The 20,216-nt window shown below is 64.9% G+C and carries 21 protein-coding genes and 1 tRNA gene; 9 read left to right on the top strand and 13 right to left on the bottom strand.

The genetic code is table 11. The features are described from left to right. The first annotated feature begins 31 nt into the window (after nt 1–31). Nucleotides 32–841, top strand: coding sequence for an enoyl-CoA hydratase (locus tag AKN83_RS36710; protein ID WP_050400787.1), 810 nt, complete (start codon nt 32–34; stop codon nt 839–841). Between the two features lie 118 nt (nt 842–959). Here AKN83_RS36710 and AKN83_RS36715 read toward each other — a convergent pair. Continuing rightward, nucleotides 960–1,035: transfer RNA gene (locus tag AKN83_RS36715), tRNA-Ala, on the bottom strand. Nucleotides 1,036–1,331: 296 nt separating this feature from the next. Here AKN83_RS36715 and AKN83_RS36720 point away from each other — a divergent pair. The 3 genes from AKN83_RS36720 to folD are packed head-to-tail and all read left to right on the top strand — an operon-like array spanning nt 1,332 to nt 2,860. Continuing rightward, nucleotides 1,332–1,622 carry a YggT family protein gene (locus tag AKN83_RS36720; protein WP_021078230.1) on the top strand — a complete coding sequence of 97 codons (291 nt, stop codon included), beginning with the start codon at nt 1,332–1,334 and terminating at the stop codon, nt 1,620–1,622. A gap of 16 nt (nt 1,623–1,638) precedes the next feature. Beyond that, a complete protein-coding gene (locus tag AKN83_RS36725) occupies nt 1,639–1,974 on the top strand; it encodes a DUF167 domain-containing protein (protein WP_050400788.1) in 336 nt (111 codons plus the stop codon). A 1-nt stretch (nt 1,975) separates the two neighbouring features. Beyond that, nucleotides 1,976–2,860, top strand: a complete 885-nt coding sequence (gene folD, locus AKN83_RS36730) for a bifunctional methylenetetrahydrofolate dehydrogenase/methenyltetrahydrofolate cyclohydrolase FolD (RefSeq protein WP_050400789.1) — start codon at nt 1,976–1,978, stop codon at nt 2,858–2,860. Between the two features lie 134 nt (nt 2,861–2,994). Here the strand turns inward: folD and ppa are convergent, their stop codons facing one another. Continuing rightward, a complete protein-coding gene (ppa, locus tag AKN83_RS36735; protein ID WP_024583161.1) occupies nt 2,995–3,525 on the bottom strand; it encodes an inorganic diphosphatase in 531 nt (176 codons plus the stop codon). 165 nt (nt 3,526–3,690) lie between these two features. Beyond that, nucleotides 3,691–4,200: a GNAT family N-acetyltransferase gene (locus AKN83_RS36740; protein WP_050400790.1), complete on the bottom strand. Its 510-nt coding sequence runs from the start codon at nt 4,198–4,200 to the stop codon at nt 3,691–3,693. A gap of 361 nt (nt 4,201–4,561) precedes the next feature. Here AKN83_RS36740 and AKN83_RS36745 point away from each other — a divergent pair, with 361 nt between their 5' ends. Genes AKN83_RS36745 through AKN83_RS36755 form a run of 3 tightly spaced genes read left to right on the top strand, consistent with a single transcriptional unit; the run spans nt 4,562 to nt 6,779 of the window. Further along, nucleotides 4,562–5,029, top strand: a complete 468-nt coding sequence (locus AKN83_RS36745) for a DUF2269 family protein (RefSeq protein ID WP_050400792.1) — start codon at nt 4,562–4,564, stop codon at nt 5,027–5,029. A gap of 17 nt (nt 5,030–5,046) precedes the next feature. After that, nucleotides 5,047–6,375, top strand: a complete 1,329-nt coding sequence (locus tag AKN83_RS36750) for an SDR family oxidoreductase (protein ID WP_050400793.1) — start codon at nt 5,047–5,049, stop codon at nt 6,373–6,375. Then, nucleotides 6,372–6,779, top strand: coding sequence for a thiol-disulfide oxidoreductase DCC family protein (locus AKN83_RS36755; protein ID WP_050400794.1), 408 nt, complete (start codon nt 6,372–6,374; stop codon nt 6,777–6,779). Before AKN83_RS36750 ends, AKN83_RS36755 begins: the two co-directional genes overlap by 4 nt. Before the next feature lie 98 nt (nt 6,780–6,877). On the opposite strand, the gene AKN83_RS36760 is transcribed toward AKN83_RS36755, so the two are convergent. From AKN83_RS36760 to AKN83_RS36785, 7 genes are all read right to left on the bottom strand, one after another. Next, complete coding sequence (locus tag AKN83_RS36760) at nt 6,878–8,125, bottom strand: flavin monoamine oxidase family protein (RefSeq protein ID WP_050400795.1); 1,248 nt, start codon at nt 8,123–8,125, stop codon at nt 6,878–6,880. A gap of 170 nt (nt 8,126–8,295) precedes the next feature. Then, nucleotides 8,296–10,122 carry a translational GTPase TypA gene (gene typA, locus AKN83_RS36765; RefSeq protein WP_050400796.1) on the bottom strand — a complete coding sequence of 609 codons (1,827 nt, stop codon included), beginning with the start codon at nt 10,120–10,122 and terminating at the stop codon, nt 8,296–8,298. A gap of 282 nt (nt 10,123–10,404) precedes the next feature. Next, nucleotides 10,405–10,569 (bottom strand): hypothetical protein, encoded by a 165-nt coding sequence (locus AKN83_RS40800; protein WP_172803672.1) that lies wholly within the window; start codon nt 10,567–10,569, stop codon nt 10,405–10,407. Nucleotides 10,570–10,621: 52 nt separating this feature from the next. Continuing rightward, entirely contained in the window at nt 10,622–10,894 is a 273-nt protein-coding gene (locus AKN83_RS36770) for a hypothetical protein (RefSeq protein WP_050400797.1), read from the bottom strand. Next, entirely contained in the window at nt 10,891–12,336 is a 1,446-nt protein-coding gene (locus AKN83_RS36775; RefSeq protein ID WP_050400798.1) for a radical SAM protein, read from the bottom strand. Before AKN83_RS36775 ends, AKN83_RS36770 begins: the two co-directional genes overlap by 4 nt. Beyond that, nucleotides 12,317–13,036: a prolipoprotein diacylglyceryl transferase gene (locus tag AKN83_RS36780; RefSeq protein WP_050400799.1), complete on the bottom strand. Its 720-nt coding sequence runs from the start codon at nt 13,034–13,036 to the stop codon at nt 12,317–12,319. The genes AKN83_RS36775 and AKN83_RS36780 overlap by 20 nt, the downstream gene beginning before the upstream one ends. Before the next feature lie 62 nt (nt 13,037–13,098). Continuing rightward, complete coding sequence (locus AKN83_RS36785; protein WP_050400800.1) at nt 13,099–13,863, bottom strand: Crp/Fnr family transcriptional regulator; 765 nt, start codon at nt 13,861–13,863, stop codon at nt 13,099–13,101. 199 nt (nt 13,864–14,062) lie between these two features. Here AKN83_RS36785 and AKN83_RS36790 point away from each other — a divergent pair, with 199 nt between their 5' ends. Beyond that, a complete protein-coding gene (locus AKN83_RS36790; RefSeq protein WP_050400801.1) occupies nt 14,063–14,437 on the top strand; it encodes a response regulator in 375 nt (124 codons plus the stop codon). 93 nt (nt 14,438–14,530) lie between these two features. After that, a complete protein-coding gene (locus AKN83_RS36795) occupies nt 14,531–15,655 on the top strand; it encodes a hypothetical protein (protein ID WP_050400802.1) in 1,125 nt (374 codons plus the stop codon). 13 nt (nt 15,656–15,668) lie between these two features. Here AKN83_RS36795 and AKN83_RS36800 read toward each other — a convergent pair whose 3' ends face one another. The 3 genes from AKN83_RS36800 to AKN83_RS36810 form a co-directional block, all read right to left on the bottom strand. Next, nucleotides 15,669–16,679 carry an N-acetylmuramoyl-L-alanine amidase family protein gene (locus AKN83_RS36800; RefSeq protein WP_244522232.1) on the bottom strand — a complete coding sequence of 337 codons (1,011 nt, stop codon included), beginning with the start codon at nt 16,677–16,679 and terminating at the stop codon, nt 15,669–15,671. A gap of 147 nt (nt 16,680–16,826) precedes the next feature. Continuing rightward, nucleotides 16,827–18,389, bottom strand: a complete 1,563-nt coding sequence (locus tag AKN83_RS36805) for an alkaline phosphatase D family protein (protein ID WP_050400803.1) — start codon at nt 18,387–18,389, stop codon at nt 16,827–16,829. A 226-nt stretch (nt 18,390–18,615) separates the two neighbouring features. Continuing rightward, nucleotides 18,616–20,028, bottom strand: coding sequence for a TAXI family TRAP transporter solute-binding subunit (locus tag AKN83_RS36810; protein WP_244522233.1), 1,413 nt, complete (start codon nt 20,026–20,028; stop codon nt 18,616–18,618). Nucleotides 20,029–20,216 lie beyond the last annotated feature (188 nt).

Below are 20,216 nucleotides of genomic sequence, written 5' to 3' on the forward strand. Positions count from 1 at the left end.
AACAAAACAAACACAGCACAGGGAGATCGCCGTGAGCTACCAACACATCCTCTATGAGGTCAGCGAGCGGATCGCGACCATCACGCTCAACCGCCCCGACCGCATGAATGCGTGGACCGCGATCATGGAGCGCGACGTGCGCCACGCGATGGAGACTGCAGCGAACGACGACAATGTTCGCGTCATTGTGCTGACCGGCGCGGGGCGCGGTTTCTGCGCCGGCGCCGACATGGAAGCGCTGCAGGGGATCGATCCCAACGAGGTCCGGCGCGGCGAGAGCATTCCGTTCGACATGAACCGGCGCGCCGACTGGCAGACCCGCTACGCCTATTACCCTGCGATCAAGAAGCCGGTGATCGCGATGCTCAACGGCGCCACCGCCGGCATCGGCCTGGTCCACGCGCTGTATTGCGATCTGCGCTTCGCGGCCGACAGCGCGGTGTTCACCACAGCCTTCGCACGGCGCGGCCTGATCGCCGAGCACGGCATCAGCTGGATGCTGCCGCGCATCATAGGTCACGCCAATGCGCTCGATCTTTTGATGTCGGCACGGCGCGTGTCGGCTGCGGAGGCGCTGCGCATCGGCCTCGTCAACCGGCTCGCTTCGCCGGAGAAGCTGCGCGAGGAGACCTATGCGTATGCGCGCGATCTCGCCGATTTCGTCTCGCCGAGCGCGATCGCCGTGATCAAGCGCCAAGTCTACGACGTGCCGTTCCAGACGCTGGCAGAGGCCACCATCGATGCCAACCGCGAGATGCAGATCGCGCTGAAGGGCAATGATTTCAAGGAAGGCGTGGCGAGTTTTGTTGAGAAGCGGCCGCCGAGGTTTACGGGTACGTGAGGGGGAGGGAGCCTGGTGGTGAACCGGTCCGTCTCCGCCCTTTGGGCTTCGCCGGACACCACGCTTCGCCCTTCGGGCTTCGCGCGGCTGCGCCACGCGTCGCCCGAAGGGCGAAGCGTGGTGGAGCCAGGCGGGATCGAACCGCCGACCTCGTCATTGCGAACGACGCGCTCTCCCAGCTGAGCTATGGCCCCATTGCGGCCGGGTGTTGCTGAGTATCCCGGCCGTCAGTCGGGCGCCATTTACAGTCCCGCCCAAGGCCAAGTCAAGAACGCTGAAACGACGGTTTTCGGCCTTTCCCGCCGGGAACTTCCCTTGTTTGCGGGGGGATGAACCGATATTTAGAGCATGATCCGGACCCGGCGGGCCGCGCCAGCAAAAAGTGCGTCGCGGTTTTCCGAAAAGATCCTGCTCAACAAGAAGCGCGCTGTTGGCCCAGTCCGGTCTCGTTGCGCTTCATTTGGTCGTCCCACCCGCGAGCCCCCATCATATGCGCGCTGTTCTCGACATCGTCATCATCGTCCTCGACCTCTATGTCTGGCTCTTGATCGCCTCCGCCATCCTGTCCTGGCTGGTGGCTTTCAACGTCGTCAACACGCGCAACCAGTTCGTCTCCGCGGTGGCCGAGTTCCTGTACCGGATCACCGAGCCGGTGCTGCGGCCGATTCGCAACGTGATGCCGAATCTGGGCGGGCTCGATATCTCGCCGATCATCGTGATCCTGATCATCATGTTCATCCAGCGGGTGATCGCCTACTACATCTATCCCAACGTGATCTGATCCTGCGCGAGGGCCGATGGATCCCTGGCGTTACTCCAGCGAGGGCATCAGCATCGCGTTGCGCGTGACCCCGCGCGGCGGCCGCGACGACATCGACGGGATCGAGACGCTGGCCAACGGCCGTTCGGTGGTGAAAGTGCGGGTGCGTGCCATTGCCGAGGGCGGAGAGGCCAACCGCGCGGTGACCGAGCTGCTGGCCAAGGCGCTCGGCGTGCCCAAGGCCAGGGTGAAGCTGTTGTCCGGAGCCACCTCGCGGCTGAAGCAGGTGGCGGTCGACGGCGACCCGAAGGGGCTCGGCGAAACTTTGCGGAAGTTGACGGCGGCCAAGCCGAACCAGGAAACGAAGGATTGACATGACTGCCCGCATCATCGACGGAAAAGCCATCGCCGCCGAGCTCAGAGCCCGCGTCGCCGACGAGGTCGCCCGCGTCAAGCGCGACCATGCGCTCACGCCGGGGCTCGCGGTCGTGCTGGTCGGCCATGATCCGGCCAGCGAGGTCTATGTTCGCAGCAAGCACACCCAGACCCAGGCCGCCGGCATGGCCTCGTTCGAGCACAAGCTGCCGGAGGACGTGTCGCAGGCCGATCTGCTGGCGCTGATCGCACAGCTCAACCGCGATCCGAAGGTGCATGGCATCCTGGTGCAGCTGCCGTTGCCGAAAACGCTGCACACCGAAACCATCATCAACGCGATCGACCCGGCCAAGGATGTCGACGGCCTGCATCCGAACAATGCCGGCCGGCTCGCCGGCGGCCTCGCCGCGCTGTCGCCCTGCACGCCGCTCGGCTGCATCATCCTGACCAAGAGCGTGCATGCCTCGCTCGAGGGCATGAATGCGATCGTGATCGGCCGCTCCAATCTGGTCGGCCGTCCCCTGGTGCAATTGCTGCTGAACGAGAATGCGACGGTGACGATCGCGCATTCGCGCTCGCGCGATCTGCCGAAGCTCTGCGCCCAGGCCGATCTGGTCTATGCCGCGGTCGGCAAGCCCGAGATGGTGCGCGGCGACTGGCTGAAGCCGGGCGCGACCGTGATCGATGTCGGCATCAACCGCATTCCGGTCGACGGCGGCAAGCCGAAGCTGGTCGGCGACGTCGCGTTCCAGGAAGCGCTTGGCGTCGCCGGCGCGATCACGCCGGTGCCCGGCGGCGTCGGGCAGATGACGGTCGCGTGCCTGTTGGTCAACACGCTGCGCGCCGCCTGTGCGATTGCCGGCCTGCCGGCGCCGGCGGTGTGAGTTAGCGGGAAAATCTCTCGGCCGTCATTGCGAGCGAAGCGAAGCAATCCATCGCCCAACGTTCGCGGAACCATGGATTGCTTCGTCGCTACGCTCCTCGCAACGACGGGGGAGTCAGACGGACCTCGGTCCTTCTACTTCTTCTTCGCCCGCTCGATGCCTTCGAGGATCAGCTTGCGGGCTTCCTCGGCGTCGCCCCAGCGCAGCACCTTCACCCACTTGCCCTTCTCGAGATCCTTGTAGTGCTCGAAGAAGTGCTGGATCTGCTGCAGCGTGATGTCGGGCAGGTCGCTGTAGTTGTGCACCTTGTCGTAGCGCTGGGTCAGCTTCGACGACGGCACCGCGATGATCTTCTCGTCACCGCCGGCCTCGTCCTCCATCAAGAGCACGCCGACCACGCGGACGCTCATCACGGCGCCCGGCACGATCGCGCGGGTGTTGACGATCAGCACGTCGCACGGATCGCCGTCGCCCGACAGCGTATGCGGGATGAAGCCGTAATTTCCGGGATAGCGCATCGGCGTGTAGAGGAAGCGGTCCACCACCAGCGTGCCGGCCTCCTTGTCCATCTCGTACTTGATGGGCTCGCCGCCGACGGCAACCTCGATGATGACGTTGACGTCGTGGGGCGGGTTTTTTCCGATCGATATGGCGTCGATACGCATGGATTGCTCCGCGTGGCCTTTTGGAAGTTGAGAACGATGTGATTTTTTGGTTGGCGCCGCCAGGCCGCAAAACAGCACCGGGCCCGGCCTTGGGGCCGGGCTGGCCGTCGCGCGCAAACGCTCAGGCTGTTTAGCCTTGCTGCAGCTGCGAGAGAAGCGGGATTTTCAGTTGGCCCAGGCGAAAGCGACCTTGTCGAGCGACTTCGGCCCGAACCGCTCCGAGGAGCGCGCCACCATGCGGCCGCCCAGCGCGCGGTAGAACTCGGTCGCCGGCTCGTTGTCGGAGAGCGCCCAGATCACCATGGTCTTCAGGCCGCTCTGCAGCAGGTCGCGGCGAGCTGCGGCGAACAGGCGCCGGCCGAAGCCGAGGCCCTGGAATTCCGGCCGCAGATAGAGCTCGTAGATCTCGCCTTCGAAGTGCAGGCTGCGGGCGCGGTTGCGGCCGTAATTGGCGTAGCCCGCGATCCGGTCGCCGAACACCAGCACGCTGACGCGGCTGCCCTTGCGGATGGCGCTGTCCCACCACTGCGGGCCACGTCGATTGATCAGCTTTTCGAGTTCGGCGCCGGGGATGATTCCCTGATACGCCGAGCGCCAGGCTTCGTCATGGGTAGACGCCACCGAGGCTGCGTCTGCAGCTTTGGCCGGCCGGACCTCGATTAGCGTTGTGCTCATGGACGTAATCAAAGCAAGTCGGAGGGCCGCCTTCAAGGTCCATCGTTAATTATCAGTTAACCTGTGGATTTTTTGCATCAGTGTCATGAAAACTTGTACCGAAAAAGGACACTCGCCCGGCTTGCGCGACCAATCGCCGATCCTAGCCTGTGCAAAGCGTCGATCGCGAGTTCTCTATGGCAATGTCGCAATTCGGGAAAACGCCGTTCGGAGCTGATTCGGTGTCGGAATTTGCGAATGAATCCAATTGCGACGGGGGTGCGTCGAGCGCGCCGCCGCAGTGGAATTTCGCGCGCGTCCGGCCTATGGCAGCGGCGGTATTTGCGCGCACCGCGACCGGCTCGATCACGAGCGGACTGCAATGACGCTCTACTTCCTGATCAAATATCTGCATGTGCTCGGCGCCATCGTGATCCTCGGCACCGGGACCGGGATCGCCGTCTTCATGCTGGCGGCGCATCGCACGCACGATGCGGCTTTCATCGCGCGCACGGCGGCGACCGTCGTGATCGCGGACATGATCTTCACGCTGAGCGCCGTGCTGCTGCAGCCGGTGAGTGGCGGACTATTGATGATGCTGTCGGCGACAAGCCTGACCGAGCGCTGGCTGCTGGTTTCGCTGGCGCTCTACGCCCTGGCCGGCGTGTTCTGGGTTCCCGTCATCTTCATGCAGATCGAGATGCGCGACCTCGCGCAGGCGGCCGCCGAAAAAAGTCTGCCGCTGCCGCCGCGCTACTTTGTGCTGTTTCGCCGCTGGTTCCTGTTCGGGATTCCCGGCTTCGGATCGGTGATGATCATCCTGTGGCTGATGATCGCGAAGCCGTTTTGAAGCATGATCCTATTCCCATGAGTGACGATGTATCACACAACATCCTCGTGCTCGGCGCATCCGGCCTGATCGGACGCTACCTCACCGACGATCTGCGGGCGCGCGGCTTTCACGTGATCGGAATCGCGCGGCATTTCACGCCTGCGCAAAAGATGAGCGCGGCCGACCTCGAACTTCCCGTGATGTCGATGGATGCCGCCGCGCTGGCGCAGCTTGTCCGCACGCACGACGTGGATGTCGTGGTGAACTGCCTCGGCGTGCTGCAGGATGGTCCGGGCAGCGACACAAGCGCGGTGCATCGCGACTTCGTGGCGCGGCTGCTGCAGGCTGTTAGGGACAGCCACCGTGCCATCCGTCTCGTTCACATTTCGATTCCCGGCACCGCCGAAGAGGATCGCACGGCCTTCAGCACCACCAAGCGCGAGGCCGAACGGCTGATCGCGGCGTCCGGCCTCGCCTACGCGATCCTGCGCCCGGGTTTTGTCATCGCGCCGTCGGCCTATGGCGGCAGCGCCATGCTGCGCGCGCTCGCGGCGCTGCCGGTCGATCTGCCGGCGGAAGAGGCGGCGACGCCGTTTCAGCCGGTCGCGGTCGAGGATATCGCCGCCACCATCGCCTGGCTTGCGGCGCGCGATGTCACTGATGAAGCGGTGCGATCGGTGACATGGGATCTGATGCAGCCACAGCCGATCTCGCTCGGCGGCGTCATCGCCCGGTTCCGTTGGTCGTTCGGCACGGCGAAACATTTTCGACTTCCGACGCCGCCGTTCCTGATCGATCTCGGCGCCCGTCTCGGCGATCTCACGAGCCGCTTGGGGTGGATGCCGCCGCTGCGCTCCAATGCGATTGCCGAACTGCGCCGCGGCGTCACCGGCGATCCCGCAGGCTGGATCGAAGCGACCGGCATCGTGCCGAAGACGATCGCGCAGGCCGTCGGCGGCCGCCCGGCGACCATTCAGGACAAATGGTTCGCGCGGCTGTTCCTGATCAAGGCGCTGATCTTCGCAAGCCTCGTGCTGTTCTGGGTTGCGTCCGGCTTCATCGCGCTGGTCATCTCCTATGACGCCGCCGCCGGCATGCTGAGCGCGCACCATTTCCCGGCTGCCCTGGTCGGGCCGGTGACGGTGCTGACCAGCCTGATGGACATGAGCATCGGTGTGCTGATCGCCTTCCGCCGCACCGCGGCGTTCGGTCTGGTTGCGGGCATCATTGCCTCGCTCGGCTACATGGCGGGATCTGCGATCCTGACGCCAGATCTCTGGATCGAGCCGCTCGGCGCGCTGGTGAAGACCGGGCCTGCGATCGTGTTGATGCTGGTCGCGCTGCTGATATTGGACAACCGATGAGCAAGTGGCCTGACGACGACGTGATCCTCTATGACGGCGTCTGCATCTTCTGCTCGCGCTGGGTCCGCTTCGTCGTCGCGCGCGACACGACGCGCCGCTTCCGCTTCACGCCGATCCAGTCCGGTTACGGCACCCGGCTGGCAAGGACCTTCGGCATCGACCCCGATGACCCCGACACCAACGCCGTGGTCCACGGCGGCATCGCCTGGATGAAGTCGGACGCGGCCCTGACGGTGCTGAGTCATCTCCCCGGCTGGGGCTGGACCCGCGTGCTGTTCGGCGTGCCAAAACCGCTGCGCGATGCGGTCTACAGCCTCATCGCGCGCAACCGCTACAAGATCTTCGGGAAGTACGAGACGTGCTTCGTGCCGGATGCCGACATGCGGGCGAGGGTGCTGGAGTAATCCGCGCCGTCATTGCGAGGAGCGAAGCGACGAAGCAATCCATGCTTCGGTTATGCTGCGCGATGGATTGCTTCGCTTCGCTCGCGATGACGATGCGGCTACTTGCGCGCCGCCTCCGACACCACTTCCTTCGCCGCCCGCTCCCCCGAGTCCCTTGCTCCATGCGCCGTCGAGAAGAAATGCGGTGACGTCGCCTCGCCGGCGAAGAACAGCCGGCCGTCGACCGGTGCGGCCAGCACGGCGCGCTTGTCGGCGTGGCCGGGCAGCGCGTGCGAGTAGGAGCCGCGGGCGAACGGGTCGTGGGCCCAGCGGGATTCGCTGAGCGGCGTCAGCTTGCGGCGGAAATCATTGCCGAGGAAGGAGACGATCTCGTCGATGCTGTGGGCGGCGATGGCGCCGTCGCCGGCATCTTCGAGCTGTTGCGCAAAACGGCCGCCGAAGAAGCCCTCGATGCAGGGCTGGCCGAACGGGCGGATGTGATAGGTGCCCATCTCGGTGCGCATGGTGGCGCCGCGCAGATTGCCTTCCCTTGGCAGCGCCTCGGGCTCGGCGAGCGCCAGCGTCACCTTGTCGGCAAGGCCGAGCGGCAGGCCGCGCGCGGCGTCGAGCTTGTCGGGCAGCGCAGGGACAAAGCGGATCGCCTCAATGGCGATCAGATTGGTCGGCACGGTGACGATCGCCTTGTCCGCCTCCAGCACGCCGCGCGATGTCTCGATGCGCAGGCGCGGGCCTGCGTGATCGATCAGCCTGACCTCGCAGTTCAGCGCGACTGGAACCTGCGCGCCATAGGCCGCGATCAGCGCGCCATAGCCGCGCCGCACCCGCCAGTTGATGTTGGTATCCTCATAGGCGTCGACGTCGAGGATCGAGACCTGGTCGAGCTCGCAGCCATTCACATAGGTCGAGATCGCATCGATCATCGGGTTCCAGCGATTGCCGGGCTCGAGGTACAGATTGGCCGGGGAGTCCTTGCCTTGCTGAGCGGCCCGCTCGATTCGATCGTAGAAATCGTCGAGGGCCAGCGTGAAGTCATCGCGGTCGGCCAGCGGAAACGCCTCGCCGTAGGCCCGTTCGCGCCACGGCGGGAGGTCCTTGTTGAGCTCGAAGCCGAGCTGCTGGGCGATGCCGACAAAGCTGTTCTGGTCGGCCGAGTGCAGCCAGCCGCAGCCGACGTCGAACACCACGTCGGGCGCGGCCTGGATCGTATGCGCGCGGCCGCCAAGACGGTCGCGGGCTTCCAGCACGATGGCGGAAAGACCGCTGCCCTTCAGCGCATGCGCGGCGCCGAGGCCGGCGGCGCCGGCGCCGATGATGGCAACATTGACCGTGGAAGGGAGGGAGCTCATGTCCCGGCTCTAGCACGTCCGCCGCCGGGCCTGAAGCCGCCGCATGCATGACTGTCATCACCCGCGCATGCGCATGCGGGTGATCCCGTATTCCGGAGACAGCGGAGATTGAGCCGATCAGCCGCGGCGTACTGGGTGCCCCGGTCGAGCCGGGGCACGACAGATGAGGCTTACGCCACCGCTTCCTTGGCCTTTTCGGCGCGCTTGCGGTCGTTCGGATCGAGATGCTTCTTGCGCAGCCGGATCGACTTCGGCGTCACCTCGACGAGTTCGTCGTCCTCGATATAGGCGAGCGCCTTTTCCAAGGTCATCCGGATCGGCGGGGTCAGGCGCACCGCTTCGTCCTTCGAGGTGGTGCGGATGTTGGTGAGCTGCTTGCCCTTCAGCACGTTGATCTCGAGATCGTTGTCGCGGGTGTGCTCGCCGACGATCATGCCTTTGTAGACCTTCCAGCCCGGCTCGATCATCATCGGGCCGCGGTCTTCCAGCTTGAACATCGCATAGGCCACCGCTTCGCCCTGGTCGTTGGAGATCAGCACGCCGTTGCGGCGGCCCTGGATCTCGCCCTTGTAGGCGGCATAGCCGTGGAAGATGCGGTTCATGATCGCGGTGCCGCGGGTATCGGTGAGCAGTTCGCCCTGGTAGCCGATCAGGCCGCGGGTCGGCGCGTAGAACACCAGCCGCAGGCGGTTGCCGCCGGACGGCCGCATCTCGATCATCTCGGCCTTGCGCTCGCTCATCTTCTGCACGACGACGCCGGAATGCTCCTCGTCGACGTCGATCACGACCTCCTCGATCGGCTCCTGCCAGGCGCCGGTGGCCTCGTCCTTCTGCAGCACGACGCGCGGGCGCGACACCGAGAGCTCAAAGCCCTCGCGGCGCATGGTCTCGATCAGGATCGCGAGCTGCAATTCGCCGCGGCCGGAGACTTCCATGGAATCCTTGTCGGCGGCCTCGACGACGCGCAGCGCGACGTTGCCCTCGGCCTCGCGCATCAGGCGGTCGCGGATCATGCGCGAGGTCACCTTGTCGCCTTCGGTGCCGGCGAGCGGCGAGTTGTTGACGATGAACGACATCGACACCGTCGGCGGATCGATCGGCTGGGCCGGCAGCGGCGTCTCGACGCTGGGATCGCAGAAGGTGTCGGCGACGGTGCCCTTGGTGAGGCCCGCGATCGCGACGATGTCGCCGGCCTCGGCCTCTTCCAGCGGGGTGCGCTCGAGGCCGCGGAAGGCGAGGATCTTGGTCAGGCGGCCGGTTTCGATCAGCTTGCCGTCGGCGGACAGCACCTTGACCTGCTGGTTCGGCTTGATCGAGCCGGAGGAGATGCGGCCGGTGATGATGCGGCCGAGATAGGGGTTGGCTTCGAGGATGGTGCCGATCATGCGGAACGGACCTTCCTCGACCTTCGGCGGCTCGACATGACGTACGATCAGGTCGAACAGCGGCTGCATGCCGAGGTCCTTCGGGCCCTCCGGGCTCTCCGCCATCCAGCCCTGCTTGGCCGATCCGTACAGGATCGGGAAGTCGAGCTGCTCCTCGCTGGCGTCGAGCGCTGCGAACAGGTCGAACACCTCGTTGATCACTTCGGTCGGGCGCGCGTCGGGACGGTCGACCTTGTTGATCACCACGATCGGCTTGAGGCCGATCTTGAGCGCCTTCGACACCACGAACTTGGTCTGCGGCAGCGGACCCTCGGCGGCGTCGACCAGCACCAGCGCGCCGTCCACCATGTTGAGGATGCGCTCGACCTCACCGCCGAAATCGGCGTGGCCGGGGGTGTCGACGATGTTGACGCGAATGTCCTTCCACTGCACCGAGGCCGCCTTGGCCAGGATGGTGATGCCGCGCTCACGCTCCAGGTCGTTGGAGTCCATGGCGCGTTCGGTGACCTTCTGGTTCTCACGGAAGGTGCCGGATTGCTGCAGCAGGCGGTCGACGAGGGTGGTCTTGCCGTGGTCGACGTGGGCGATGATGGCGACGTTGCGAAGGTTCATGGCTCTTCTTCTGGTCGTGCAATGGTCAGATGCGCGATCTCGCCGGACCAGTTTGGCCGGCCGCTCGCTCGCGTGGCCCCTCAGGGGCCCGGATCACGCTCATACCCAAGAAATTTGACGGGGACGCATCACCCCAAAAAGGAAGCCCGGTCAGAGGACCGGGCACCTTGCGCGTTGCGGCGCAATATAGTCGGAAAACGTCAAAAAACAATGGTTTATTGGCCGTTTTGAGGGCCGATTTTCGCTCCGGAGGCTGGTTTTGATGGGCTTTTCGGGTGTGATTCAGCCTCGCTTCTGCGCACGCGCGAACACGACCAGCCCAAGCCCAACAAGCGTCACCAGCACCGAGACCCCGGTGAGCGGGTTGCCGGAGCCGCCCAGGGTGACGTTGAGGACCACACAGAGGGCGCCCGGGACCAGCAGAAGCACCCCGACGATCAGCATCAAGATCGTGCAGCCGCCGGCAGTCTCGGTTCTCGTGGGGGCTGGTCCAGATTGCTCATGAGCTTCCCTTGATCGCGGCGCGGACCAGCATCACGCCGGCGAAGCCGACGGCGAGCCCGAGCAGGGCCAGGGAAAGTAGCGAGGGATCGGGGCGCGAATCGAAGACGGTGCTGCCCCCGATCAGGAGTGCACAGAGCCCGGGCAGCAGCAGGAACAACCCGAATAGCGCCATGAACGCGGTCGCACAGCCGCCGCGCCGTGGCGGAAGCGGCGAAGGCAGCGAGGGCGGAGATCCGTCCGGATTGATGGGCCGGCTCTCGTCGCTCATCGCGGCACCTCCTCGCTCTGCCGTGTCTCCCGGTAGGTCTGGCCGGCGAGCGCGGCGCGAATGCCGTCGATCTTTCCATCGCGGTAGAACAGGTTGTAGGTGTCGAACGGGATAATCGCACCGCTCTCGGTGACGAAGTGGATGCAGCTCCGCTTGACGTTGCCGACGCAGAAATTGAAGCGATCGAGAAACTGCACGATGGTGACGCGGAACACGTTCTCGTAGCTGAGGCCGTCCGGCACCTCGAAGCTCGGCAGGCAGCACAGCAACTCGCAGACCCGCTCTGAGGTGTTTGATGGTCCCGACGACAGCGAGAACAAATCGACGAACTTCTCGCGCAGCACCGGATATTTCTCCGGGCTGATCGTGTTCGGCATCACGGCGACGAGCTGCTCCTGCTGAAACAGCGAGGTCAGCGGCAGCACTTTCTCGCCGTTGCGCAGGCCGTACCCGATCGAGATGCTCTCGGGATTGCACGGCAGCGGGATCATGTCCTTGTCGCCGAACACCCCGGTCTCGATCACGCGCTGGCGAATCTCCGACAGCATGATGCGGTCGGTGTCCTTGTTGAAATGCTCGTTGCGGCCGGCGTCCTGCACCGGCTGCAGCGTGACGCCGCGCACGCATTTCCATGTCAGCGCGTGGCGGACGATATCGCCGATCTCGGCATCGTTGACGCCGCGCTTGACGGTGGCGACCAGCGTGGTCGAGACGCCCGCGCGCTCGAGATTCTCCAGCGCCTGCTGGCGGATCTTGCGTAGGTCCGCGCCGCGCAGATTGATCAGCGCCTCGCGCTTGAGCGAATCGAACTGCAGATAGACTTCCAGCCCGCGCTTGTTTTCGGCGAGCTTGGCCACGAAGTCCGGCTCGCGCGCGATCCTGAGGCCGTTGGTGTTGATCATGACGTGACGGATCGGGCGGGCGCGCACCGCATCCAGAATGGCGAAGAAATCCGGATGCAGCGTCGGCTCGCCGCCGGAAATCTGCACGAGGTCGGGCTCGCCCTCGCTCGCCACCAGCGCGTCGAGCATTGTCTCGATCTTGGCCAGCGGCGTGAAGCTGGTGCGGGCGGGCGAGGAGTCCGCGAAGCACACCGGGCAGGTCAGGTTGCAGTGCTCGGTGACCTCGATCAGCGCCAGGCAGGAGTGCTGCTCATGGTCCGGGCACAGCCCGCAATCATAGGGACAGCCGAATTCGGTGTGGCGCTGGAAGGCGAGCGGCCGGTCGCCGGGCTTGATGAAGTCCTTGCACAGCCGCCAATAGGCCGCATCGGTCGAGACCAGGGTCGACTGCACGCCGTGCTGCTTGCAGCGCTTCTCGTACCAGACCTCGTTGCCTGAGATCTGGATCTTGGTCGGAACCAGGGCCAGGCAGGTCTCGCACAATGATTGGGTCTGGCCCCAGAAGATGTAGGGGCGGGACTTACGCAGCGGCGCGTTCATGCTTCACCCTCACATTCGGCGCCGTCGTCAGCATGACGGCGGCATAGACCATGACAAACAGCGACAGCAGGTGGAACAGCGAGAACGGGCCGATCAGCGCGCCATAGGGCTTGATGAACTCCCACACGAAGCGCTGCAGGCCGTAGTAGAACAGCACGAGGTAGAATCCATTGGTGATGACAGCGGCGTTGCGGTTCAACACGGCCCAGACATAGAAGATCGCGAACGCCGTCATCGCCAGGCTCTCATAGAGCTGCACCGGATGGCGCCGGATGCCGTCGCCGAAATCATGGCCCCAGGGCAGCGCGGTCGGCGTGCCATAGGTGAAATCCTCGAGCCCCGCGCAATAGCAGCCGAGCCGGCCGACCGCGACGCCGACCGCAAGCGGCAGCGCGAACCGCGCCCCGGTGCGCAGCGAGATGCCGTGCCGCCATTTGTAGAGCTCGATCGCGAGGATGCCGCCCGCCAGCGCGCCCTCGACCGAGCGGGCGATGCCGGACATGCCCGAGAACCACAGGTTCAGCGTGCCGAAGATGTAGGCGCCGATGCCGGCGCCGAACACCAGCGCGGCGATGTACGTCAGCTCGAAGGATTGCCGCGGGAATTGCAGCCCGCGCACCCGCGATAGCCACCACATCGCGATGGCGGCTGCGCACCATGCTGCAACGTCGAAAATGGCGTGAAGTCCAGCCCCGCTCATGCGGCGAGTGTAACGTGATTTTCGCGGTGGACGATAGCGGGTTCCCGATTGCGGCCGGCCGTCTAGTTCGCCGGGTTGTCTTCGCTTGGATACACCCCGCGCAGCACTTCCTCGAAGTGATCCTTCACCGCGTCGTTGCACAGGCAGGAGCGCAGCTTGAGCTTGTCTGGGTCGCGGATCACGATCGCGCCGCGGCGCGTGTCCAGCACGCCCTCCGCCTTGAAGTTCTGGATCACGCGGCTGGTGTAGCTGCGGCCGACGCCGAGCAGGGTCGAGAGCTGCTCATGCGTCAGCGGCACCACACCGTTGCCGTCGGTGCGCTCCATGGCCGAGATGATCCATTTCGCGGCGCGCTGCTCGATCGAGTGGATCGCATTGCAAGCGGTCGCCTGGAAGATCTGCGCCAGCATGCAGTCGGCGTAGCGCGCGAAGATGTTGCGCACCGAGATCGACTTCAGCTTGGCGGCGTCGAGCTTGCTGATCGGCAGCCGCGCGAATGGCCCGCCGAACTTGACGGTGATGCGGGTGAAGGCCGGCAGGAATCCCTGGCTGACGATGCCGCCGACCGCGCCCTCGCGGCCGACCAGGATGGTCTCGACGTCGCGGCCGTCCTCGTTGGCCACCATGTAGGACGCAAGGCTGGGCCCACATGGGAAATGCACGATCTGGACGTCGTCGCCGGGATTGTAGAGCAGCTCGCCGGCCGCAGCATCGACCACCGCAAGGTGCGGTGCGATCAGCTCGTAGTCGGCGGCGTTCAGCCGGCGCAACAGGTTGTTGAACGGCCGGTCGTTCGTCCCGGCCAAATCGGTCCGTTTCGCAATCATTGGAAAATCCTGAAGACCCAACGCCGACCATAATTAAAAAGTTCCCGATTTTATGTGCACTAGTGAACAGACGCGGCCGCTCACGATGTGGTGGTTTCATTTCGGGAACAGCCGGCGTGCTTTCGGGCGCCGGTCGCGGGCCATCCGGCCGGACTGATCCGGTCTCTTATCCATCATCGAAGCAAATGGACACCGTGCCATGGAATCCGCTCCCAATGCCGGCATGCCCGGTGACGTCCTCGTGGTCGAGGACGATCCGATCATCTCGCTCTATTTCGAGGACACCATCCTGGGCTTCGGCGCCCGGACGGTGCGCACCGCGGCGAATGTCGCCCGCGCGCTCGAATTGATCGCCGAGCGCGCGCCGGATTTCGCGCTGCTCGACGTCGGTCTCGTCCGGGGCGAGAAGACCTTCGCGATCGCCGAGCGGCTCGATGCATTGAAGGTGCCGTTCGCGTTCGTCACGGGCTACGGCGCCGATATCAGGCTGCCGGAATCGTTCGCCGGCAAGCTGCGGCTGACCAAGCCGTGTACGAGCGAGGCGCTCGAAGCCGCGCTGAGAAATGGGCACTGACCGATCGCCAGGCTTCGGCCTCGCCGGCGGCGCGTTCGTCGTCTACCATCCGGACTATCGGATTCGGCGACGCACAGGCATCGGGAAGCCGTCATGGCGATCAGGACGTCCGCCGCTGCGCGTGCAGCGGCGCTCTCGCTCGGGCTGCTCCTCGCGCCGCCGCTTGCCTGGACCGTCGTCGGTAGCTTGGTGTCTCCCGCGATTGCCGGGCCGGCCACGCTGACGAGCGAGCAATCGGCCGCGCTCAAGACTTACGACAATGCCCTGAAGGACTTCGTCTCGATCCTGCGCCAGCGACGGGCGCAGATCGATTCCCGTCAGCCGCTGCCCGACCTGCCGGGCCAGGCCGTTTACCTTGCGCGGGTCGAGATGATGAGCGCCTACAAGGATCTCACCGATGCGCTTCCGACCAGGATTGGAAGACCCAACAGATTCGGAATCCCTCCGGCCTATTTCGATGCCGACAATGAGCCGCTGCTCGATGAGTATAGGAAGCTGTTCGATGTGATGGAGGCGCCGCCTGCAAGCGCACAGAGCTCCGGGACGCCGTTCGAGGACGTGGTCGATCTGGCGACGGTGATTGCGCGCGCCAGGGGTCTGGATGCCGCCGACGCTACTGTCGCCGGCCGGATCAGCCTCGGCCTGTTCTTTGCCGAGACGGACGGCAAGCAAAATGCCGGTAATGCCCGATCGAACACCTACAAGGGCAGCCTGCAGACCGGTCCGTCGGAGGATCGTAACGGTCGAAGGAAGTGGGCCGCGATCAAACCATCGATCACGACGCTGGATCCTGCGCTGAGCCGTCGCGACGACAGGGAAGAGGCCCGGGCCGCCAACCTCGATCACCGGTTCAATCACTGGACTGCGGTGCGCGACGGCCTGATGAACGCGCACGCGGAGATTTTCCCGCAGGTCCCGGCGATCGCACGAGCCCTGCCCAATCCGATCGATCAGATGAAGCTGTTCGAGCTGATCCAGATCATTCCGACGCCGACCAGGGCCGCGCTCCGGTCGGGCAATCTCACGGGTTACAGGATCTCCGATCCCAGGATCATGGGATATCTGCGAAACAACAGCGTCTTTGCCTTCGGCCGAGCCGACCGGGCCCGAACGTCCGCGACCTTCCGCGAAATCCTCGACGCGATGTGGCTGTTCAACGCCAAGTTCGAACAGGCGCTGGCCAAATTCGCCGAGCTCAAGGCCGGCAAGCGGGAATGAGATCAGCGAGGCGTCAAAGCGGGCCGAGCAGCGCCCAGCGCGGATCGCAGAATTCCTTCACGGCAGAGGCGACGCCGCCGGCGATGATGTTGCGACGCTCGGGCGAGCCCATTGCGAGCTCTTCGTCGCGGTTGATGATCGAGCCGGCCTCGAGCAGGACCGCGGGCATCGCGCTCTTTCGCAGCACGATCAGCTCGTCATAGCTGTAGACGCCGGTGTCCTTGTTCAGCAGCGGGTGCTGGTTGCTGCCCATGATGGGCAGGCTATATTGCGCGGCATAGCGCAACCCCCCAGCCTTCATTTCCCTCGCGACCAGTTCGGCGAATCGAAGACTCGTCCTGAAGTCCGGATTCTCCCGCGAGACGAACACGGAGTAACCGCTGAAGCGGTCGCTGTAGTGGCTCTTCTTGCCCCCGAACTCCCAGTCCTCGAGCATCTTGTTGGGCACGGAGTCGTGGTGGATCGACAGCAGCAGATCCGCGTGCAGATTGTTGGCGCTCGCGACCCGCCTGAACAGGCTCGGCCGCGCCTTGCCTTCGGTCAGCAGCAGCCTGGTTTCGGCAAAGCCTTCGGCCTTCAGCCTTTCCTCGATCAGCTGCGCAAGGCGCCGGTTGAAGGCGAACTCGGCGACATTGCGCGCGCTGATCGCGCCCTCCGATTCGGCGGTATGTCCGACATCCAGCACGATCCGGAATGTTGTGGGATCGCATGCGGCCGCGGTCGGCTTGGCTGCGGATCGCGGCAGGGCGATCGGTCCAAGCGCGGCAAGCCGCGTGGCGCGAGGCTTTGATGGCGCGCGGTGCTTCGCCAATTTGGCGTACCTTGTCGATTGCCGCGCCGACTTCGCGTGCTTGGGCGATTTGGCTTGCTTGGATGAGGTCTTGAAGAGATCAGGCAGCCAGCCGGCATCGCCGGCCTTGATCGGCAGCAGCGCGAACACCGCGATCGCGACCACAATCAAGCGGCGAGGCCGAAACCTCGCGACGACGCCACCGAGCACGCGAAAGAATTCGCAGCGCCTCATGCTCCGCCCCTCCGGGCCCCCAGCATAACGGCTCTGATATCGGTACCGGAAGAGGAAGGTCGCGTCCATCCCCCGTCAATCGCGGCGCCCTTGCTTTCGGGGCAGGGGCGTCGAGGACAGGGGCGCCAGGCTCCGTCGTGGCCGCGACTACACCGGCTTCGGATCGAGCGTGATCGCCCACAGTTCGGCGTCGACGCGGTCACGCAGGCTCACCGTCATCTGCCCGCTCCTGCCGTCGATCTTGACGTGGCCGAAGAACTGCATGCCGGCCGACGGCGGCAGGTTCTGGTTGGCTTCGCCCGGCGCCTTGACGAACTTCACCTCGGGGCCAAACGTGTTGTCGAGCTCATTCGGACCGAACGTGCCGGCATGCAGCGGGCCGGAGACGAATTCCCAGAACGGATCGAACTCCTGGAACTGGGCCTTGTTCGGGTTGTAGTAGTGCGCAGCCGCGTAGTGCACGTCGGCGGTCAGCCACACCGTGTTGACGATCCCCGCGGTCTTGATGAAGCGCAGGATGTCGGCGATCTCGAGCTCGCGGCCGCGCGCCGGTCCGTCGCCCTGTGCGAAGGCTTCCGAGCCCTTCTTGTTGGTCGCATCGTCATAGACGATCAGCGACAGCGGCATGTCGGAGGCGATCACCTTCCAGGTGGCGCGCGAGTTGAGCAGCGCGCGCTTCAGCCAGGCCATCTGATCCGGGCCGATGAAATAGGCGTCGGGTCCGTAGGTCTCCTGCAGATTGGGACCGTTGGGGCCGCGATAGCTGCGCTCGTCGAGCATGAAGACGTCGAGATGCGGGCCGTAGCTCAGCGTGCGATAGACCCGGCCCGGCTCGACGATGCTCTCGCGCATCGGATACATCTCGTGGAAGGCCTTTGCCGCGCGCGCGGCCAGCACGGTGATGTCGCGCTCCTTGTAGGCCGCCGGCAGCTGCTTCGACAGCGACCAGTTGTTGGTCACCTCGTGGTCGTCCCACTGCACGAAGATCGGCACCTCGGCATTGAAGGCGCGCAGGTTGGAGTCGAGGAAATTGTATTTGTGCGCGGCGCGGTATTCGTCGAGCGTCTCGGCGACCTTGGCCTTCTCCGGGATCGTGATGTTCTTCCAGATCTTGCCGTCGGGCTGCTTCTGCTCGGCGGTGATGACGCCGTCGGCGTAGATGGTGTCGCCGGAATGCAGGAAGAAGTCCGGGGCGTGCTTCTTCATCGCCGCGAACGTGATCATGCCGCCGTCATCGGGGTTGATACCCCAGCCTTGGCCGGCGACGTCGCCGCCCCACACGAACGAGACGTCGCGACGGTCGCTCGGCGCGGTGCGGAAGCGGCCGACCACGGGCTCGCCGACCACGTCGATATGGGCGAGGTCGCGGAAGCGGACGCGATAGAAGATGTCCTGGCCCGAGGGCAGATTCTCCAGCAGCATCTTTGCGGTGAAGTCGCTCTCCGGCAGCGCCGTGATCGGCGGCAGCGCGCGGGCATTCTTGAACGAATCTGTCGTCGCGACCTCGACCATCATCTGCGACGGCCGGTCCGCACGCGCCCATACCACGCCGCCGTCGACGCCGACATCGCCGGACTGCACGCCATGGGTGATCACCGGGCGATCGGCGGCGCGTGACAGGTAGGGCATCGCGATCACGCCGGCGCCGGCCGCAGCAGCCGTCGAGAGAAAGCGTCGGCGGGTCAGATTTCGCGAGAACCGGATCGTCATGGGGAGCCTCCTTAAGGTCACAGCGACAATGCGCCGCGGGCGAGGACAGACCTAGAAAAATTCCATGACGGTGAGATTACAGGGGTGGTGCGCGGGATGTCAGAGACAGTGCGCTTCGTAAGGTGGGCACGCACGTCAGGCTCCTTCCCCCCTTGCGGGGGCCCGCAAGGGGGGAGGGAACGGAGAGAGTTCGTTCGCCGATGGCGTAGTCGTGCAGTATGGAGACCTACGCCGTGCCCGCCGCCCTGAACTGGCTCGCCGCGCGCTGCAAATTCTGCGGCATGCTGAGCAGCAGCGCCTTGCGGTCGGCGACGGCGTTATGGAACTGCTCGAGCGCGATGTTGAACGCGGTCAGCGTGCCTTCCTCGATGGCGCCGTGCTCGAAGCAGTCCAGCGTGTGGCGCAGGATGTCGTCGGCTTCCGCCTGCAGCTGGTCGAGCTCGTCGGTCGAATCGCTCTGCCGCGCAGTCTTCAGCATCTCCAGCAGGCGCTCGCGCTGCGAGGTGTTGGTGTTGCGTTCGTCCTGCTTGAGATAGCCGGCGAACCATGCACCGGCCGAGCCCATCGCCGAGAACGCCATCAGGCTCCACCAGATGTAATCGCTGTAGCGGTCGAGGAAGGTCTTTTCCTCGCCATCGACGAAGGCGGCCGCGCCGGGATGCACCGGGATGGTGGCGTCCTTGTCGGTGTCTGGCGTCTCGATCTTGGCGGCGAGCGGGAAGTCGTTCTTGAGCGATTGCCGGATCGCGAACAATTGCCGGGTGAAGGCCGCGACGGTGGCGTCCGACAGGCCCTTTCGCGCGACGATGTGGTGCGAGAAGCTGATCGTCTTCACCTCGTCGTCGGGCCGGTCCGCCGAGCCGAGCGAGCCGGCGGGAATTTCCGCAGCCTCATAGGCCGGATGGTTCTGCGCGATCGCCTCGGACGCATCGATCGGCAGGAACGTGGGCTCGCCGCCGTCCTTGGCCGACGCCGTGATCGCATCGATGGTGAGCTTGCTGTTGGCCGGCCCCACGGCGAGATAGGCGTCGGCCTTCAGGTTCTTGATGGCGTCGACCGCTTCATTGGCCGGGAACTGCACGATCTCGACCTTCATCGGGTCGACGCCGTATTGCGTCAGGATCAGCTTCAGCAGATTGACGTTGGCCGGCGTGCGGCCGACGACGCCGATCTTGCGGCCGGCAAGCTGTGCGATCTTGGTGATCTTTGCAGCCTTGCGGCCCTTGCTCTTGCCCTTGGCTGCGGGCGGCACCCACATCACCACGACGTTCTTGCGCAAGGTTGCGACCGCCTGCGCATTCTTCGGCACATCGAGATCGCCGCGGATGATGGCGAGGTCGGCCTTGCCATCGGCCAGCGTCTGCGCGCTGGCGCTGGCGCCGTCGGTTTGCACCGGGCGGAGCTTGACCTGGGTGTGCTGCTGGTTGTTGAAGGCCTGCGCCAGCGCCTGCACCACCTTGACGTCGTCGCTGTTGGCGGGACCGACCGCGATCTTCAGCGTCACCGGGCGCACCGCGAAATAGTAACCGGCGATCGTCGCGCCGATGATGGCGAGCGCGCCCGCGATCAAGACGAACATCAGCCGTCGCTTTGCGGAGCGCAGCGGCTTGGGCGATATGCTGGCGGAGCCGTCTGTCATCGATCTCGCAAACAATCGTCGGGGCTCAATCTCGCAAAACTACCAACGCGCACACATCGGGCACTTGTAGCAAATTCCCGGAGCCACAGATGTTACATCTGCGTCATGGTTACCAGCGGCGATAGGACGCTATTTCGGCCATATTTTCGGCATGGATCCACCCCGGAGGCCGGTTGTTAGGCTAAGGT

Source organism: Bradyrhizobium embrapense, assembly GCF_001189235.2.
Classification (GTDB): Bacteria; Pseudomonadota; Alphaproteobacteria; order Rhizobiales; family Xanthobacteraceae; genus Bradyrhizobium; species Bradyrhizobium embrapense.

Excerpts from the sequence above, each read along its gene's own strand:
- AKN83_RS36720 (WP_021078230.1), top strand. The coding sequence starts at position 1,332 with ATGCGCGCTGTTCTCGACATCGTCATCATCGTCCTCGACCTCTATGTC.
- AKN83_RS36725 (WP_050400788.1), top strand. The coding sequence starts at position 1,639 with ATGGATCCCTGGCGTTACTCCAGCGAGGGCATCAGCATCGCGTTGCGC.
- folD (WP_050400789.1), top strand. The coding sequence starts at position 1,976 with ATGACTGCCCGCATCATCGACGGAAAAGCCATCGCCGCCGAGCTCAGA.
- ppa (WP_024583161.1), bottom strand. The coding sequence starts at position 3,525 with ATGCGTATCGACGCCATATCGATCGGAAAAAACCCGCCCCACGACGTC.
- AKN83_RS36740 (WP_050400790.1), bottom strand. The coding sequence starts at position 4,200 with ATGAGCACAACGCTAATCGAGGTCCGGCCGGCCAAAGCTGCAGACGCA.
- AKN83_RS36745 (WP_050400792.1), top strand. The coding sequence starts at position 4,562 with ATGACGCTCTACTTCCTGATCAAATATCTGCATGTGCTCGGCGCCATC.
- AKN83_RS36750 (WP_050400793.1), top strand. The coding sequence starts at position 5,047 with ATGAGTGACGATGTATCACACAACATCCTCGTGCTCGGCGCATCCGGC.
- AKN83_RS36755 (WP_050400794.1), top strand. The coding sequence starts at position 6,372 with ATGAGCAAGTGGCCTGACGACGACGTGATCCTCTATGACGGCGTCTGC.
- AKN83_RS36760 (WP_050400795.1), bottom strand. The coding sequence starts at position 8,125 with ATGAGCTCCCTCCCTTCCACGGTCAATGTTGCCATCATCGGCGCCGGC.
- typA (WP_050400796.1), bottom strand. The coding sequence starts at position 10,122 with ATGAACCTTCGCAACGTCGCCATCATCGCCCACGTCGACCACGGCAAG.
- AKN83_RS36770 (WP_050400797.1), bottom strand. The coding sequence starts at position 10,894 with ATGAGCGACGAGAGCCGGCCCATCAATCCGGACGGATCTCCGCCCTCG.
- AKN83_RS36775 (WP_050400798.1), bottom strand. The coding sequence starts at position 12,336 with ATGAACGCGCCGCTGCGTAAGTCCCGCCCCTACATCTTCTGGGGCCAG.
- AKN83_RS36780 (WP_050400799.1), bottom strand. The coding sequence starts at position 13,036 with ATGAGCGGGGCTGGACTTCACGCCATTTTCGACGTTGCAGCATGGTGC.
- AKN83_RS36785 (WP_050400800.1), bottom strand. The coding sequence starts at position 13,863 with ATGATTGCGAAACGGACCGATTTGGCCGGGACGAACGACCGGCCGTTC.
- AKN83_RS36790 (WP_050400801.1), top strand. The coding sequence starts at position 14,063 with ATGGAATCCGCTCCCAATGCCGGCATGCCCGGTGACGTCCTCGTGGTC.
- AKN83_RS36795 (WP_050400802.1), top strand. The coding sequence starts at position 14,531 with ATGGCGATCAGGACGTCCGCCGCTGCGCGTGCAGCGGCGCTCTCGCTC.
- AKN83_RS36800 (WP_244522232.1), bottom strand. The coding sequence starts at position 16,679 with ATGAGGCGCTGCGAATTCTTTCGCGTGCTCGGTGGCGTCGTCGCGAGG.
- AKN83_RS36805 (WP_050400803.1), bottom strand. The coding sequence starts at position 18,389 with ATGACGATCCGGTTCTCGCGAAATCTGACCCGCCGACGCTTTCTCTCG.
- AKN83_RS36810 (WP_244522233.1), bottom strand. The coding sequence starts at position 20,028 with ATGACAGACGGCTCCGCCAGCATATCGCCCAAGCCGCTGCGCTCCGCA.